Source organism: Desulfoplanes formicivorans (assembly GCF_001748225.1).
Taxonomy (GTDB): Bacteria; Desulfobacterota; Desulfovibrionia; order Desulfovibrionales; family Desulfomicrobiaceae; genus Desulfoplanes; species Desulfoplanes formicivorans.
Window position 1 is genome coordinate 1 of sequence record NZ_BDFE01000003.1, and the last position, 15,561, is coordinate 15,561.

A 15,561-nucleotide genomic window follows, 5' to 3' on the forward strand; every position below is an offset into this window, starting at 1 on the left:
GCCGGGAATAATTTTGTGCTCACATCATGAAATTATCCGCTTAAGTCTTTCCGTTTACTGTGAGCGACATTTTTACTTTTTGCAGGCAAATCTGTTCAGGTTGTTCTGGACCTTTTTGTACTCCGCAATATCGGCAAAACTGAATACCAATCGTCGGGTGTGGTTGTGGAGCATGTCTCCCACCTTGCGCACCTTGTGCAGGAGCACATCAAGAGGTGTCTCGGGTGTGAGGATGAGGGGATCAAACCTCCAGACAACCTTGTGAGGGCCGAGTCTTTCAGCCAGTCGCTTGAAGGTTTCCACACGTTTTTCCAATGGGGGAACATGGGGTTCCAGACCCTCCCGGTCATAATCGTTGACCGTGAACTGGAAATAGTATTGGGGGATATGCTTGTCCACCAGGTCAAGATACTGCATGAGAGGTCGTGGATTTTTGCTCCAGAAGACAATGACCCGGGCCCTGGCAAAGGAGACATATTGGGGTCTGCGATTAAAGGGATTCACCCAGACCGAGTATCCCTGTTCCAGACGGTGCGCGAACCAGGGCGCGTAAAAAGCCGGAAGATCCGTGGATCTGCTGGCTGAAAGGATGATGGGGGCAACAGCATTCACCGTATCACCCTTTGCTGTGATCAAAGGAATTTTTTCCCATCCTGTGAATTTTTGAGCCATTGGAGAAACTCCCTTAATAGATGAACGCATTGGGATATGAGGAATATGTTTCGCCCACGGATTCAATCAGGTTGCCCTGACAGCAGACTTTGCCCTCCCGGACCGGACTGACCGCATAGGCTTTGTGGAGCATGTCCCGGGTGATAAAGGTCTGCGCATGGGGCCTGGGTGCGAACACATAATAGCAGACCTTGGAAACGGTATGTTGTCCTCGGGAATATGCAATTGGTATCTCCCTTTCCTTGAAACAATTGGTGGCCGTGCATGTTGCGCCCCACAATGCACAGGAGATGGGAGAAACGATTCCCAGACTGGAGCTGCCTTGTTGGATGTGCTGTCGGATTTCCCAAGCCATCCGGATGGGTATCCAGGATTTCATGGTGAAACCGGGCGTGCACACATCCAGCAGTACGCAAATGCCCTTTGGGGTCAAACGATGGGCAATGGTATTGAGAAAACCGGTATAGAACCTGCTTTTGTCACCCCTTTCACGTGTTTATAATACTCGCAAATGGTTTTCCAGGCCATGATGACATCAAAATCGCCCTCACCCATAACTGCTCGCAATTGTTTGCAAAACAATGCCTGATTGCTGTCAAAAACCGTGTGGATCTGCTTGTAGGCCAGAGAAAAGGACAGCCCCTGGTTTTTCACGGCCTGGATAATGTGACCCTGCAAATCAAGGGCGATTGCATTGCCGTCCACGCTGATCACCTCGACCCGTCCTGTGTACCCTGTGCTGTCAAGGGTCAGAAGCAGGCCGCAGAGATTCCCGCCCGTTCCCGAACCAATATCCAGAATGCGCAGAACCGGTTTGGCATGCATGGAGTCGGTCACCATGTCCGGTCTGATGAGTCGGGAAAAAATACCCCTGGATTCGCCAAAAGATCTCGGAAAATAGGTGCCAATGTACTTGCGGTTATGCTCCAGGTCTGCATCAAGATTGTATGCCACTTCCTTGGGCATGGGGCAGTAGCACGCCCTGATGGGACCGGACCGGGAAAATATCAATTGATCAAGAAACACGGGCAAGGCCACCGGGGTCCCGGGTTGCACTGAAGCGGAACCCGGGGCGTCATGATGTGGAGGTGGTGGGGAAAAAGGCGATATGTGCCTGTTGTAAGATGTGGAACGTTGTTTTCCTGTATGCATACAGCCTCCTCGTGGCCATGAACGTGAGCCTTATTGCTTTGGTTCATAAAGACCAACGGGAAGGAATTGGTTTGTTTCAAACCCTTGCAGACAGAAAATGATTTTCAGGCATCTTTTCCCGGCAGGGACAGATGAATGGTGTTCACCATGGGAACATAAAGGCCCGTATCATTGTTGATATGGGCCTTTATAGTACAAAGAGCGGGGGAGTTTCTGCCCCGCCATTTCTTGGGCAATAAAAATAGCAGGCATTCAAATCAGAATGCCTGCTATTTTTTTGGGATCAATCCCCTCAAGTCGGGGCAATGTTTCAGACTCCTGCTCCCAAAACCCACGTCTTGCAAGGGTTGAAAACCGTTTTACCATCCACCTCCCCCGTTTTGGGGGTCCGGGAAATTTTTGCGAGTGAAAATTTCGGATTTTTTAGAAGTAACTTGTTGTAATCATATACGATTTGATTCACCATCCATCTCTTTCTGGGTAAGATAAACAAATCAATGGATTGGCTCATGGCGCCCTGAAATGCCAATCATGGATGGGAGATGAAACAACATGAAACAAGGACCTTTTGTGTGGAGGAAGCTGCCGAGCATCCAGCCCATAGAAAGCCTTATTGTTCTTCTTCCGAGAACACCGTCAGCACCACCTCATGAAATCCATGAGCGGACCAGCAACGTTTATCCTGACTTCGGCGTGCATCGCCTTGAAAGTGGCATATGCGCTGAAAATTGCTGTTCAAGGGATACATCGCATCTTCTGTCCACAAAACGTTGCCCTCCCACCTTGTGTCATATACCCATGGTATGGTATGCCCAGAATTCATTGCGAAAAAATGTCGCTAGGATGGTGTAAGGTTTCAAGATGCTTTGATATTCACAGGGAATCCCAGTAGGGAGCACCATAATCTGATTCTGTTCCATGTATAAGGAGAACCATCATGGAGATCCAGACACTAACAACATTTTTCATGTGGTGCACAATCATAAATGGGTTGCTGTTGGTTTTCTGGAGCTTAATGCACATGCTTGTTCCGGATTTGGTGTATGGTATACAAAGCAGATTCTTTCCGATTCCAAGAGAAACCTTTCATGTGGTGTTTTACTGTTTCCTGGGGTTATTCAAAATTATCTTTCTTATATTCAATGTTGTTCCGTATGTGGCTCTGTTGATTATCGGATAAAGATGGGGATTCAACATCATGGTGCATGATTGTGTTGACAGCTCAAGTGCAATGAACACAGCGTGAATCAAGGGATATATATCAAGAGGATACTAACATGAAAGTTATAAGACATGGTTTGTCCATCGGCATGGAAAGGACAGGGGATGAATTTTTTCTTACTTTAACTGTCCAAGGAAAGCTGACTCATGAAGATTATGAAGTAATGACACCCATAATAGATTCAGCATTGTCAAAAGTTAAAACGCCCAAGGTTAAAGCTCTTGTGGATGTGACGAAATTAGAAGGCCTGGAAGCAAGGGCTGCGTGGGATGATTTCAAGATGGGGTTAAAGCATGGCAATGCTTTTGAAAAAATATCCATATTGGGGAACAAAAAATGGCCCAAGCTGGCTGCTCAAGTTGGTAGCTGGTTTATAGCAGGGGAAATGCAATTTTTTGATAATGAAAATGATGCCTTGTCCTGGCTCAATGAATGATAGAGCCGTTTATCTCAAAAGAAAAAGAACATTGTTTTGCAAATATTTACTCTATCAATGCATTTCAATGGATTCACAGAGACTGATTTTGATCCGTGGAATTGATGGAAATCAGTTGTAATGTAAAAAAATAGTGATACTGCAGCAGCTTACGGAAACCAGAGAAAATATCTTGCAATATGACTGACTGTTTTGCATCCAAATGGTGACAACCATCTGTTTGCTCAAAGTCATCGCCTGTGATGGTCATGGGTACAAACGAAAAACGACCCGCGCGTGTGCGCAGGTCGTTTTTTCGTTTGCAATTGGTGTTGGATTTATTTTTCCAAAGGCTTGTGGCAGAACCACCAGTCAAAACATTCAAATTCATCCGTCTTCTCAAGACGTTGTTCTGCATCTTTTTGATTGCTTGCCGGAGGAATGATGATTCTGTCGTCGATGAGCTCATTTTCAGGCCAGCCTGCTGCAACAGCTCCCTGCTTATCGGATATTTGAAGAGCTTTGACCGAACGGACAATTTCATCAATATTTCTACCTACTTCCTGGGGATAATACATGATCAGGCGTACCTTTCCCTCGGGATCAACAATGAATACTGCCCGCACCGTATTGGTTCCCTTGCCGGGATGCAGCATGCCGAGTTTGAGAGCAACTGAATCATTGGCAGCAACAATGGGAAAGGTGATTTCGACATCAAGTTCTTCTTTAATCCATTGTACCCATTTGATGTGGGAAAATACCTGGTCAACGGACATGCCGATCAATTTACAACCAAGTTTTTCAAATTCTGCATATCGTTTTTGAAAGGCCACAAACTCGGTTGTACAAACAGGGGTGAAATCTGCGGGATGGCTGAACAGGACAAACCAGGTTCCCTTGAGGTCGCCGGGGATGTTCATGGGCCCGTGTGTTGTTTGAACCTTCAATTCAGGAAGGGCATCCCCAAGTAACGGCATGTTCAGTTTTGTTTCTTCCATGACCTCTTCTCCTTGTCTGTACCGACATATTTGGTGTAAACATTCCAGATGTCGGTTTCATCCGGAAGTTTCATGTTTACGACGTGTTGAAAGATTGTTGAACTCACAGGGCGATCCAGCTGAACATGAAAGATCACCCGGAGAATGGGCATTTCCGGGTAAACGGGTGGACATGGCATGTCTGGATAGACACACCAAATGCTTACCGGAAAATCAATCTTCATGTCCACAAGTTTTTTGTTAACGGATAAAGGAAAAGGGGCCCTGGCTGTATTACCTGCATCCAGCGCCCCTTTTGTATTAGCTCTTCATGAGGAAATATTGAAGATCATATCGCAGCCACGATATTTATCCTTGTGTCACGAAAAAGCTCTTCAAGGTGATGTCAATTATTAGCAGATTTTTCATGTCCCGCCTTCAAACAACCGATCATGGCATTGGCACCTGTCTGCTTGGTATCCTTGTTTTTTGGTTAATTTTCATGCTGGAATGGGTGTTGCTTGATTTACTGATCAGGCTCATTGTGTCCGGAAAAGCTGGGATTTAGAATATTGGTAAAGTACACGACGCAACATGAACTTATTTTTTTATATAATGACAAAAAGATAAATGAATCATGCAAGAGTTTTGAGCTTTGGTTGATACGAATTTTGATAAAATGCATTACATTAAATTTATTGGATATTTGGATGATCTGTTTGGGAACGTTACAAGAACGCAGGGTATGGTCAAGCAATGTCAGGTTATCCGACTCACCAGGTTACAAAAAAAGTAACAACTATTCAAGTCATATGGATAACTTCAAATAGTGTGACCAATGAATTTTACACTCATAAAAAACATCCTGCAAGGCATTTTTGTAGGATGTTTTTTTATTTGAATGCAATTTCAAGTAACTATAAGGATTATAAATTATATTTTTTGATGCTGAAGATGTGTCTGAGTTTAGATGCATAACATCTTGATTTGTTGAAGATTGATATGGAGAAAGAGTATGCTCTTTAATTCATATGTTTTTTTGCTTGTTTTTTTACCCATTACGTGGATAATTTTTCGCATAGCATGCAAAAAAAATTATTGGATGTAGCCATTATTGTTCTTGTGATGGCTTCTCTTTTTTTTTATTCCTACTGGAATCCTCCATTTGTTCTGTTGATTTTGTTTTCCATTGTATTCAATTATTCATGGGGACGACTTGTTCAACATGCAAATATATCAACAATATTTTTTCTTGCTGCAGGAATTGCGGTCAATTTAATCCTTATTGGTTATTTTAAATACAGCAATTTTTTTATGAAAAATATGGCCAATCTATTAAATCATGATTGGTCAACGGTGAATATTTTTCTCCCCTTGGGTATTTCGTTTTTTACTTTTCAGCAAATTGGCTATCTTGTTGATTGTTACAAAGGAAAAGCAAAGGAGCATAAATTTATTCATTATGCCCTTTTTGTGACTTTTTTTCCTCAGCTCATTGCCGGACCTATTGTCCGTTATGATGAAATCATGCCTCAATTTACAAGATTGCGGACCTTTGGTTTGAGCTACAGGAATTTGTTGATGGGAATCGCCTTGTTATCCATGGGATTGTTCAAAAAAGTAGTTATCGCGGATACCTTTTCTCCCTGGGTTGCTAATGTTTTTGATTCCCCTGTTCAACCAACATTGATTGAAGCTTGGGGCGGGGCTCTTTCCTATACTTTCCAAATTTATTTTGATTTTTCCGGATATACAGATATGGCCCTCGGGCTGGCCAAACTCTTTAATATCAATTTACCCATCAATTTCAATTCACCGTACAAGGCTACGTCAATTATTGATTTTTGGAGGCGGTGGCACATTTCATTGTCCCTGTTTTTCCGGGATTATCTGTACATACCTCTTGGAGGCAATAAAAAGGGGAAGTTGCGTCAGTACATGAACATACTGGCAACCATGTTTTTGTGTGGTTTATGGCATGGAGCCGCATGGACTTTTATTTTCTGGGGGGTCCTGCATGGCGCAATGGCATGCATCAATCATTTGTGGATTGATATTTCACAAAGGCTGAGAATTCCGCCCATGCCCAAATTGCTCGGGTGGGCACTGACCTTTCCCAGTCTGGTGTTCGCCTGGGTATTTTTCAGAGCCGATTCTTTTGGAAGAGCTTGTGAAATCTGCAGGGGAATGCTTGGCTTGCATGGAGTATACCTTCCACATCACTATGTCCCCTTGAAAATAATCAGAACATTTTTGGAAGAAAATGGTATTATTTTTCAATATCCTGATACATGGTCTTTTGCCGGTACTCCTCAAATTGTGGCGATACTTATTGTCTTTGCAATATCCATCTTTAGTGTTAATTCAATGACATATTTAAAAAATAGAATTAATCCGTATCTTGTTTCATTTTTTATGACATATTCTGTTTTGTCGATGCATAATGTATCTGAGTTCTTATATTTTAACTTTTGATGACAATGAAATATAAAAAAACAGTTTTAAAAATTATACTTTTAACTTTAGTCATTATTGCATGCGTGGCTGGAGTTAATTATATAGTTGATCCTTTGTGGTGTTTTGATAAAAAGTTTGCTTTTGATGAGAATCAAATAGCTTTTGATGAAAGGCAGCAAAAAACAAATAAGATTACGTTTTGTCCATTTGAATATGATACTTTGTTATTAGGAAGTAGTAGGACAACATATATAAATCAATATAATTTTAAAAATATGCATGTATTTAACTACGCAGCAAATAGTATGCGTCCTGATGAGTATGGTAAATATATAGAATATGCAAAAAAAATAAATAAAAAATCATTTAAACGGATTATATTAGGGCTTGATTTTTTTGGCACGAGGCATAGGGAGTTTGTCAGGTTTAACAAACCTGAATACTATATAGAAAAATCTAATTCTTTATTTTATAGATATAAATCTTTGTTGTCTAAAGATACTTTTATATATTCAATAAAAAATATATATAAAAAATATAAAAAAGGAAATCATGATGGATATTCACGAGTAACAAATATAAGAAATATGTATAAACCAAGTATAGTTGAAAAGAAAAAAAATATCACTGAGCAGATATGTTTGTATAAAGACACTGTTTATGGAAAAACTTATCAATATATTCCGCAGCATGAATTATTCGAACAGATCAAGAAGGACAATTATGATGCTCAATTTTTGGTATTTATAACACCTGTTTCAAAAATATTGCTTGATATTATTGTCCAGCAGGGGAGGCTGGAAGATTATAAAAGATGGATTCGTGATTGTGTACAGATATTTGGAAAGATATATAACTTTATGTACTTAAATGAAATAACGGGGAATATGGATAACTTCAAGGATGTGCATCATTTTTATCCTGAGATAGGAGTGTTGATTGCAGATAGAATAAGCAATGCCAGTAGGAGTGATGCTCCATCCTTCGGAATACTTGTTACAAATAACAATCTCGAATCTCACCTGATGTTTTTATCCACAAATTTGCAGCCACTTGATCTTTCTTGGCGCAAAAAAGTCGACATTCATGATTTGCCATGGGCATCTTGCAGACGCTGATAGATCATGCATTGACGTTTGTAAGCTCGATGTCGCTAAGCTGACCGCTCTGTATTCTCTGATCACCCACTACTGTGAACGGCTGTACATCAACATTTATCTACGTGCTCACCATCGGTTTGTTGCAGGGTCACACGTCCGTAGATGCAGCAGGTGCTTGGGGAGAGAAAATATCCTTGAGTTAACTGGAGAGCGTGCGGTCGTGATCGTCCAAGACAATGTCAAGCTCATTAAGATCCAACTCAAGGATGGGCGGAACTTTTCCTTGGGTGTTTTGGGGCGCAGATGTTTTGGGAGTGATTTTGTCGGGAGAATCTGGACGGGAAGCCGTATTGCTATGTGGAGGAAGTGTGTCGTCGGGTTTGGGTTTGACCTGACTGGAAGGTTGTGGAGCAGGGCGGTGGTCCCTTGAGGTGTTTTTGTCCAGTTCATAGGGGGCACCCGTGGAAACGGTTGCGCTTTGTGATGCCTGGAGCTTTTCTTCAAGCCCCGGAACGATCAGGTCGTTCATTTCGTCGACCACAAGGTGATGGTGGGATTGCTTTGGTGAGGAAGTCGGCCTTTGGGGAGGGCGTGTGGTGCAGGAAGATGTTGTGGATCGTTCGGGCTCAAGTAAAACCTCTACACCCTGTTGCTGGCTAGGCCCAGTGTCTGGATCCTTAGGCTCAGTATCCTCGATGATGTTCTCATCAAAGATATCATTAAAGCCATCATCAATAGAAGAGGCCATCTGTATAGGTACTGCACCTTGGGCATTGTGTTCATTTTTGTGTTTTTCGGTTGCCCCTTCAATCCTGTCTGAAGGTGAGAGGAAAGGAGATTCGGGGGTAAAAGGAATTTTTTGTTTGCCAGAAGCAGGAATCTGGTTAGTATCCTGCTCTGCTGTTTCCTGGTCAAAGGTAAAGGTTTCCTCGTCCGGAAAAGACGTTGTAGAGGGAGAAGCGGGCAAGTCCCAATCTTCTTCAAGCATGAATGCATCCTCATCTATTAGGGATGCATTGTTTTGTGTGGCCTGTTGGGCTGATTGTTGCGTATCAGGAGCAGAAGGCGCAGGACTGTTCTCCAGCCATGATCCCAAGGGTTCCTTGATCCATTGCAGGCCAAGAGATTTGCGGGTCGTGTCCCAGTTGTGCCCGCATTTGGGGCAAGCATGCAAATGGTCGAACGAATGAAAGCCGCATTGTCTGCAATACATGATGATATCGCTCCCGCACGCCTCCAATCATATCTGATTGTGGGCGCGCATGTGTTGTTCCTGCCAAAAAACCAGGCCAAGACAAAGAAGTCCTGCGGTTTCCCAGCGTAAAACGCGATTGCCAAGGGAAACCGCTGAGCAACCCGCCTGTTGCAGCAGGTCGGTTTCCTTTTGGGAAAACCCTCCTTCTGGCCCCAATACAACAAGCACGTCTCCCTGACAGCACAGCTCGGCTGGGTCAAGCATGTGCGAACAGGAGGGATCTTCCCACAAAAATATCCGTTTGGCGTAATGCCTGGTCGCCTCAAGGAGTTCCTGAAGACCCGAAGGAGACGTCATCAGTCGGGGAAGCCAGGGATTGGCACATTGTTTTGCCGCCGCTATGCACTGGTTTTCCCATGATTGTTTGGGCTGATCCGGTGTTTTTCCCTGGGAAAATTCAGATTGCCAAAAGGCTATTCCCCACGCACCCAGTTCAGCCGCCTTTTCCAGGAACCAGCCCCGCCGTGTGGCCTTGTTCCATCCCGGTGCGAGCCACAATCGGCATGCTGGAACGGGGCTCTCGCTGATACTCAGTGGCTCAAGGGTAACTGTTTTTTTGGCAGAGGAGACGACCTTGAAGATGCCTTGTCGGCCCTGCCCGTCCATGAGCGCAATACGATCATGGGGCTTGGCTCTCAATACCGTAGACAAATGGTGTGCTTCGCTGCCTTCAAGCGTGTAAGGTGCAACCCATTTGTCCGGAGGAAGATAAAAACGGTTGGTGCGAGACATCTTGCTTGAACATCCTCGTGTTGTGCAACCAGGCCCCATTGTTCTTCATGGACGAGGGGAAGAACGGGGCAAAGCGTGGAAATATGACCAGCACTTTGCCCTGGTGGAAGATCATACCGGTTTGATTTTATGGAGAACAGGTTAGAACTTCATGCGAGCTGTTCCCTTGGTGTAAAACGGTACACTTGCCTTGTTGGCCTTGAGAAGCGATCTGCCGCGTATTTCAAAGGTGTCGTTGTCATCCACCTCATCGGCCTTGATGTAGGCAAGGGCAATGCTGTGGCCAAGGGAAGGCGCAAAGGAACCACTGGTTATCCGACCCACAAGAGTGCCGTCGGGCAAGAAAACTTCATCCCCATGGCGGGCTGCCCGACGCCCGGGAATGGACAGGGGCACCAGCTTTTCCGAAACATTGTTCTCGTACGCCTTGCCTATGTAGTCGGCCTGGGATTTGAGGAAGAATCCGTATCCGGCTTCAACAGGTGTATGTTCCGTATCAAGATCCTGACCATACAGGGGAAGACCGACTTCCAGGCGCAGGGTATCGCGGGCACCAAGGCCTGCAGGCTCGACATCAGGGTGCTTGATGAATCGTTCCCACACCTCAAGCACCTTGTCGGCGTCCATGTACAATTCATAGCCGAGTTCTCCGGTATATCCTGTTCGGCTGACCAGGATGGGAGTACCATCCAGGGTTGTTTCAATAAAATGAAAATATCGGAGTTCCTCCCAGGAGCCAGGTATAACCGATGCAAGAACATCCATGGCCAAGGGACCCTGTAAATCGATTTTCCCGGTAGTTTGGGAACGGTTTTCGATATGCACATCGGCAGGAAGATGCGACGTGAACCATTCGAAATCACTTTCGATACAGGCACCGTTGACAACTATCATGAACGAGTCTTCTGCCAGATGGTAGATGATCAGGTCATCGAGAATGCCGCCGAGCTGATTGAGAATGAAGCCGTAGCGGCATTGGCCCGGGATCAGGGTACGCAGATTGTGGGTGACGATCTGTTCCAAAGCCCGGGCAACCTGATGGCCGGAAACGAAAAATTCGCCCATGTGGCAGATATCGAACAGGGATGCTTTTGAGCGCGTGTGCTTGTGCTCGTTGAGAATGCCGGCATAGTGAACAGGCATTTCCCATCCTGCAAAGGGAATGAGTTTGCCCCCGTGTTGGCGGTGCCAGTCAATGAGAGGCGTTTGCAAAAGATTCGAAGGTGTCTGTTCCATCGAGGAAATCTCCTTTGATTGTCGTGATGTAAGTGAAACATGAGCAGCGGATGAATTAGCAAGTACTTTGTCAATTCATCCTGTATTGTCTGGTTTGGTAAACATAAGATGCGTTCATTGGCACGCAGTAAACTGATTTTGGGTAAAAGCTATATGGATTTTTCGTGTGTGTCCATGCGGGTTTTGCGTATAGCCTTGAGTTCATCAATTTGCGAGACCAACCGACCGTAAAGTTTGCGAATGGTCATGCCGTATGAGCTCAAGGTCTCTTCCTTGGGTTTGAGATATTTGGCGTGAAGATAGCGATCATTGATCGTTGTTTCGCCAATGGCAATGGCCTTGACTACAAGGTGGTCGAAATATTGGACGATTTCGAATTTCAAGTCCGCCATTGTATTGATCATTTCTTCGAGCATCTCTTTGTAGGAAATTCGTCTGCCCTGCACGTTCCTGTGACAGAGATTTTCAAGATACTGAATTTTTCTCGCTTGTTGGATATAGCTGTAAATGGATCGAACTTCCTGGTATAATTCGCGTAGTTCGGCAAAATATTCGCTACTTCCTGGTCCTGTGAGATAATGGTCAAGTACCTTGTTTACATTGGCGTAAAAGTCATCGGAATATCCGATAATGCGCCGTTGGTGTTTGTTGAGCCATGCATGTAGAAATTTAAGGCGGTTGGAGTGGGTATCGGTGTTTTCAACGATTTCGTGCTTCTTGTACTTGATCTTTCCCTTGAACTCGCCGCGCACAATGTCGTTGAGCTGCAGGGTCATGGAGTAGGTATCTTTGACAATGTTTCGGGATGTGCAGCAGGCGCCGGTACGCGGGTGGATGATTTCCTGTTTGAGAACGGAAAGTGCCCTGTCTTCCCGGACATTGTTGCGTTCATACTTGTGTTGGATGTAGGTAACGCGCAGGATGATGGCCTTTTTTTGGGGATGGATGAAAAATCCGTGATCCCGCAGGAATTCGATGACATCTCTGTGCTGACCGGAGATGTCCACAAGGGCGAGTTTTTCCACCCGTGGATATCCTCTGTTGTCGGGATGGGGATAGTACGTTGTGATGGTGCGGTCGGACTGACCAAGGACCCTGATGAGAAAACGTTCGCCGGATTTGTAGAGACGTCGGGCAAAAAGGGCCGCTGATGTACGACGTTCGGACACAACAGGAAATCCGTAGAGTTCCATCAGGAATTGATACACGAAATCCCGGTTGCGCTCATAGGTTTCGTTGTCATTGGGTGCAAATTTACCAATGCGCAATCCAAACCGTTTGAGTTCAGCATCAATATCAGAGGGGAACGATGCGTATACGCCGGCAAGATAATAGTCAAATTCTGCGTCAAGGGCCATGACGTGCGCCCTGTCCATTTTCGTTAAAAAGGGAAGCAGATCCCCATAATGATCAAGACATGTCAGGTCTTTGCGGCCGGTGAATTTTTTGAAGTTTTCCTGCAATTTTTTGGGAAGACGATCCAAAAAAACTTGGACATTCCTGGCGTGGATGGATAATTCGAGGGGACATGTCTCTCCTCGGATGAATTCAGGTTCATCTGCCGGAGAGTGAAGGATGTCGAATTGAAAGATTTCGTTGAAATAGGAGAGGGGACGATCAAAGGCGATCATGGAAAATCCCGGCAATTCGGGATGTTCATACATATCTGATTCAAACGAGGGCAAGAGCTCTCTGGGTTCCACCAGCGGGTACTTGCGGTGCTGGAAAAATGGTTTGATGAGGCAGTATTTGGTCTGAACCAGATCGAGAAAGACTTTCAACTTTTCAAGCGAATCGATCCGATTGTTTTCCGTTTTTTGCAAAAACGAAGTTTCAATATCGGAAAAGAATGACTTCCATGATGATCGCAATGTGCCTGACATGTGATTGTCTCCATCTTCAAGTAGCCAACTAGCAATAAACATGATAGTTTTCAACAGAAAATAAAATTGACACATTCGTCAAAAACCCTCTATCGATCGATCTTTGATCGATAGAGCCTCCAGGCTTGTATCCTTCAAACAATGGTGGGTCGCTTGATCGTTTGGGGGAATTGTTGGTCATGAAAGGTGGCCATGCGTTGTTTGTTAGCGTTTTGGCTGGATAGAAGACGGTTGGCGGTCGTATTTTTCGGGAGACACAAACAATGAGGTGTAACAACAGTCTTGAAAATTTGACACAGATTGTCGGTAATATCTTTGATGCCTATTCGGTTGCCATGTTTTTGCCTCAGGAAGAGGATTTTGTGCTCAAGGAATGGTTTAGCCTTGGCGATTACATTGCCGCCAATACCCGAATAACGCCGGGGCAGGGCCTTGTGGGATGGATAATCAGGAATAAGAAACCCCTTTTGGTTTCCAATTTTGACCAGACCAAAAGTTTTCTCGGCTATTACCAACAAGGGGAAGAAAAACGTATCAGAGCTTTTATGGGATGCCCCATTCCTCACATTGGTGGGGCTTTGTGTGTGGACAGCAAGACGATCCATTCTTTTGCAGAAAAGGATCAAAAGATTTTGGGGCAATTTTCTTCCCTTATTGCTATGCTGTGCGCAGATGTCGGGGAAAAGGGCTTTTCTGAAAAGGAGTCCTGCCTTTTCCATTTCATGCAAATTCTTCCACAGCTCAGGGAAAAATTCCCTAAGTGGTCATCCTTTTTAAAAAATTTTCTGGTGTTGCTCTCGCAAAGCACTTCCTTTCCATTTTGTTTCCTGGCCGTAAGGGATGAGTGGGGAAAATCTTATTTTTTGGAAGGATGGAATGAACAGGGGTTTGTGGAACCTCAAAGGATGGGAGAAAAATTCAAGATCGGCAGCGGGGTGGTTGGATGGACATTTAAGCACCATCAACCTGTATTCACGGAGGATGCAAGGGCCACTTCAGAAGGTGTCGCCCTGTTTGGAAAGGGATTGAGTCCCATGATGAAGTCTGTCGTGTGCCTGCCCTTGGTGGTTCATAAACGAACACGCAGTGTCTTGGTTATGGCGGATGAGAAGCCTCGGGTCATTGATCCTACGCTGAAACGTTTTGCCGTTACCACCGCTGATTATTTATCCTTGTTTTTGGAAAATCTTTATCTTAAAAACCGCCTTCAGCAGCATAAAAAAAATCTCACTAATCAGCCTTGAAATCATGGTGGTTACCATATTGAAGGCCGTTTCCATGTTCGTTGACGTGCATTTTTTTATGTATTGGTGAGGGAGGTGGCTGCGGCATTATGTACTCATGGTATGGTTAGCGTTGCAATTTCTGGAATACACCACTCGACAACCAAGTGAGCTGAAACGATGTTCTTGAGCCGTTTTTTTGGATTTATGGGCAAAAATCTTGCGATGGATCTGGGGACAGCTAACACCCTCATCTATACCCCCAGAGATGGTATCGTTCTCAATGAACCATCAGTTGTTGCCTTGGACAGCAGGACAGATGCCGTGCTTGCCGTTGGCAAGGAAGCCAAGGACTATCTTGGCAGAACACCTGAAAAAATCAGGGCTGTGCGGCCGCTCAAGGACGGGGTTATTGCTGATTTTGAAGTGACCCGAGCAATGATATCTTACTTTGTGCGTAAGGTTATAACCGGGATGAACCTGGTCAAACCCCAAATGGTTATCTGTGTTCCCACTGGGATTACCCAAGTGGAAAAACGTGCGGTGATCGAGTCTGCTCAACAAGCAGGCGCCCGGGATGTCAAACTGGTGGAGGAGCCCATGGCCGCCGCCATTGGGGCTGGTTTGCCCATTGAGGAGCCTTTGGGTAACATGGTGGTGGATATTGGCGGAGGGACGACAGAGGTTGCCGTTATTTCTCTTTCGGCCGTGGCCTATGCTGAATCCGTTCGGATTGCGGGAGATGAAATGAATGAGGCGGTGCAACGCTATCTGCAGGACGAACATCAACTGCTGATCGGTGAGAACATGGCCGAAGCAGCAAAAATAACATTGGGATCGGCCTATCCTTTGTCACAACCCTTGGAATTCCGGATATCAGGCAAAAACATCATTGATGGAACGCCCAAATCCGTTGTGCTTACTGACACGCATATCCGAGAAGCCATCAAGGACCCGGTGAACGCCATTTTGTTGGCTGTCAAGAGGGCTTTGGAAAAGACTCCGCCTGAACTTGTGGCTGATATAGCCAATAATGGTCTGCTTTTGGCCGGTGGTGGTGCTTTGTTGAGAGGCCTTGATGCCTTGATCATGAAACATACGCATATCAGAGTAATTGTCGATGAAGATCCTTTGACAACTGTATGCCGTGGTACAGGCGTGGCAATGGCTAATCCCAAAACTTTCAGCAAGGTGTACATCAACTGATCCGCAGAGGGCCTGAACCAGTGTCCTTGTT

At 45.0% G+C, this 15,561-nt stretch carries 16 protein-coding genes; 7 read left to right on the forward strand and 9 right to left on the reverse strand.

The genetic code is table 11. From position 1 onward, the window contains the following. Positions 1 to 72 precede the first annotated feature (72 nt). The 3 genes from DPF_RS00095 to DPF_RS00105 are packed head-to-tail and all read right to left on the reverse strand — an operon-like array spanning position 73 to position 1,824. The gene (locus DPF_RS00095) at positions 73 to 636 is read right to left on the reverse strand and encodes a DUF1848 family protein (protein ID WP_218069943.1); all 564 of its coding nucleotides are present in this window, start codon (positions 634 to 636) and stop codon (positions 73 to 75) included. 49 nt (positions 637 to 685) lie between these two features. Further along, on the reverse strand, positions 686 to 1,051 hold the full coding sequence (locus DPF_RS00100; RefSeq protein WP_141721022.1) for a hypothetical protein: 366 nt from the start codon (positions 1,049 to 1,051) through the stop codon (positions 686 to 688). 50 nt (positions 1,052 to 1,101) lie between these two features. After that, positions 1,102 to 1,824: a small ribosomal subunit Rsm22 family protein gene (locus DPF_RS00105; RefSeq protein ID WP_141721023.1), complete on the reverse strand. Its 723-nt coding sequence runs from the start codon at positions 1,822 to 1,824 to the stop codon at positions 1,102 to 1,104. A 937-nt stretch (positions 1,825 to 2,761) separates the two neighbouring features. Here DPF_RS00105 and DPF_RS14410 point away from each other — a divergent pair. Beyond that, complete coding sequence (locus DPF_RS14410) at positions 2,762 to 3,004, forward strand: DUF6868 family protein (RefSeq protein ID WP_069856712.1); 243 nt, start codon at positions 2,762 to 2,764, stop codon at positions 3,002 to 3,004. Between the two features lie 97 nt (positions 3,005 to 3,101). Then, the gene (locus DPF_RS00115) at positions 3,102 to 3,482 is read left to right on the forward strand and encodes a SpoIIAA family protein (protein WP_069856714.1); all 381 of its coding nucleotides are present in this window, start codon (positions 3,102 to 3,104) and stop codon (positions 3,480 to 3,482) included. Between the two features lie 73 nt (positions 3,483 to 3,555). Here DPF_RS00115 and DPF_RS13840 read toward each other — a convergent pair whose 3' ends face one another. After that, complete coding sequence (locus DPF_RS13840) at positions 3,556 to 3,852, reverse strand: hypothetical protein (protein ID WP_141721024.1); 297 nt, start codon at positions 3,850 to 3,852, stop codon at positions 3,556 to 3,558. Then, positions 3,800 to 4,459 carry a peroxiredoxin gene (locus DPF_RS00120; protein ID WP_069856716.1) on the reverse strand — a complete coding sequence of 220 codons (660 nt, stop codon included), beginning with the start codon at positions 4,457 to 4,459 and terminating at the stop codon, positions 3,800 to 3,802. The genes DPF_RS13840 and DPF_RS00120 overlap by 53 nt, the downstream gene beginning before the upstream one ends. Before the next feature lie 406 nt (positions 4,460 to 4,865). Between DPF_RS00120 and DPF_RS13940 the strand changes: the two genes are divergently transcribed. The 3 genes from DPF_RS13940 to DPF_RS00130 all read left to right on the forward strand — a co-directional run bounded on the left by DPF_RS13940 (position 4,866) and on the right by DPF_RS00130 (position 8,013). After that, the gene (locus DPF_RS13940) at positions 4,866 to 5,006 is read left to right on the forward strand and encodes a hypothetical protein (protein ID WP_176724123.1); all 141 of its coding nucleotides are present in this window, start codon (positions 4,866 to 4,868) and stop codon (positions 5,004 to 5,006) included. A 515-nt stretch (positions 5,007 to 5,521) separates the two neighbouring features. After that, positions 5,522 to 6,913: an MBOAT family O-acyltransferase gene (locus tag DPF_RS00125; protein WP_218069944.1), complete on the forward strand. Its 1,392-nt coding sequence runs from the start codon at positions 5,522 to 5,524 to the stop codon at positions 6,911 to 6,913. Positions 6,914 to 6,918: 5 nt separating this feature from the next. Further along, positions 6,919 to 8,013, forward strand: a complete 1,095-nt coding sequence (locus tag DPF_RS00130) for a hypothetical protein (protein WP_141721025.1) — start codon at positions 6,919 to 6,921, stop codon at positions 8,011 to 8,013. A 181-nt stretch (positions 8,014 to 8,194) separates the two neighbouring features. Here DPF_RS00130 and DPF_RS00135 read toward each other — a convergent pair whose 3' ends face one another. The 4 genes from DPF_RS00135 to DPF_RS00150 all read right to left on the reverse strand — a co-directional run bounded on the left by DPF_RS00135 (position 8,195) and on the right by DPF_RS00150 (position 13,101). Then, on the reverse strand, positions 8,195 to 9,208 hold the full coding sequence (locus DPF_RS00135; protein ID WP_141721026.1) for a hypothetical protein: 1,014 nt from the start codon (positions 9,206 to 9,208) through the stop codon (positions 8,195 to 8,197). 27 nt (positions 9,209 to 9,235) lie between these two features. Continuing rightward, positions 9,236 to 9,982, reverse strand: a complete 747-nt coding sequence (locus tag DPF_RS00140) for a 16S rRNA (uracil(1498)-N(3))-methyltransferase (protein ID WP_069856722.1) — start codon at positions 9,980 to 9,982, stop codon at positions 9,236 to 9,238. A 141-nt stretch (positions 9,983 to 10,123) separates the two neighbouring features. Then, positions 10,124 to 11,218: a glycine cleavage system aminomethyltransferase GcvT gene (gene gcvT, locus DPF_RS00145; protein WP_069856725.1), complete on the reverse strand. Its 1,095-nt coding sequence runs from the start codon at positions 11,216 to 11,218 to the stop codon at positions 10,124 to 10,126. A 149-nt stretch (positions 11,219 to 11,367) separates the two neighbouring features. After that, on the reverse strand, positions 11,368 to 13,101 hold the full coding sequence (locus tag DPF_RS00150; protein WP_231702097.1) for a hypothetical protein: 1,734 nt from the start codon (positions 13,099 to 13,101) through the stop codon (positions 11,368 to 11,370). Positions 13,102 to 13,364: 263 nt separating this feature from the next. Between DPF_RS00150 and DPF_RS00155 the strand changes: the two genes are divergently transcribed. Beyond that, positions 13,365 to 14,345 (forward strand): GAF domain-containing protein, encoded by a 981-nt coding sequence (locus tag DPF_RS00155; RefSeq protein WP_069856727.1) that lies wholly within the window; start codon positions 13,365 to 13,367, stop codon positions 14,343 to 14,345. A 159-nt stretch (positions 14,346 to 14,504) separates the two neighbouring features. Then, positions 14,505 to 15,530 (forward strand): rod shape-determining protein, encoded by a 1,026-nt coding sequence (locus tag DPF_RS00160; RefSeq protein WP_069856728.1) that lies wholly within the window; start codon positions 14,505 to 14,507, stop codon positions 15,528 to 15,530. Positions 15,531 to 15,561 lie beyond the last annotated feature (31 nt).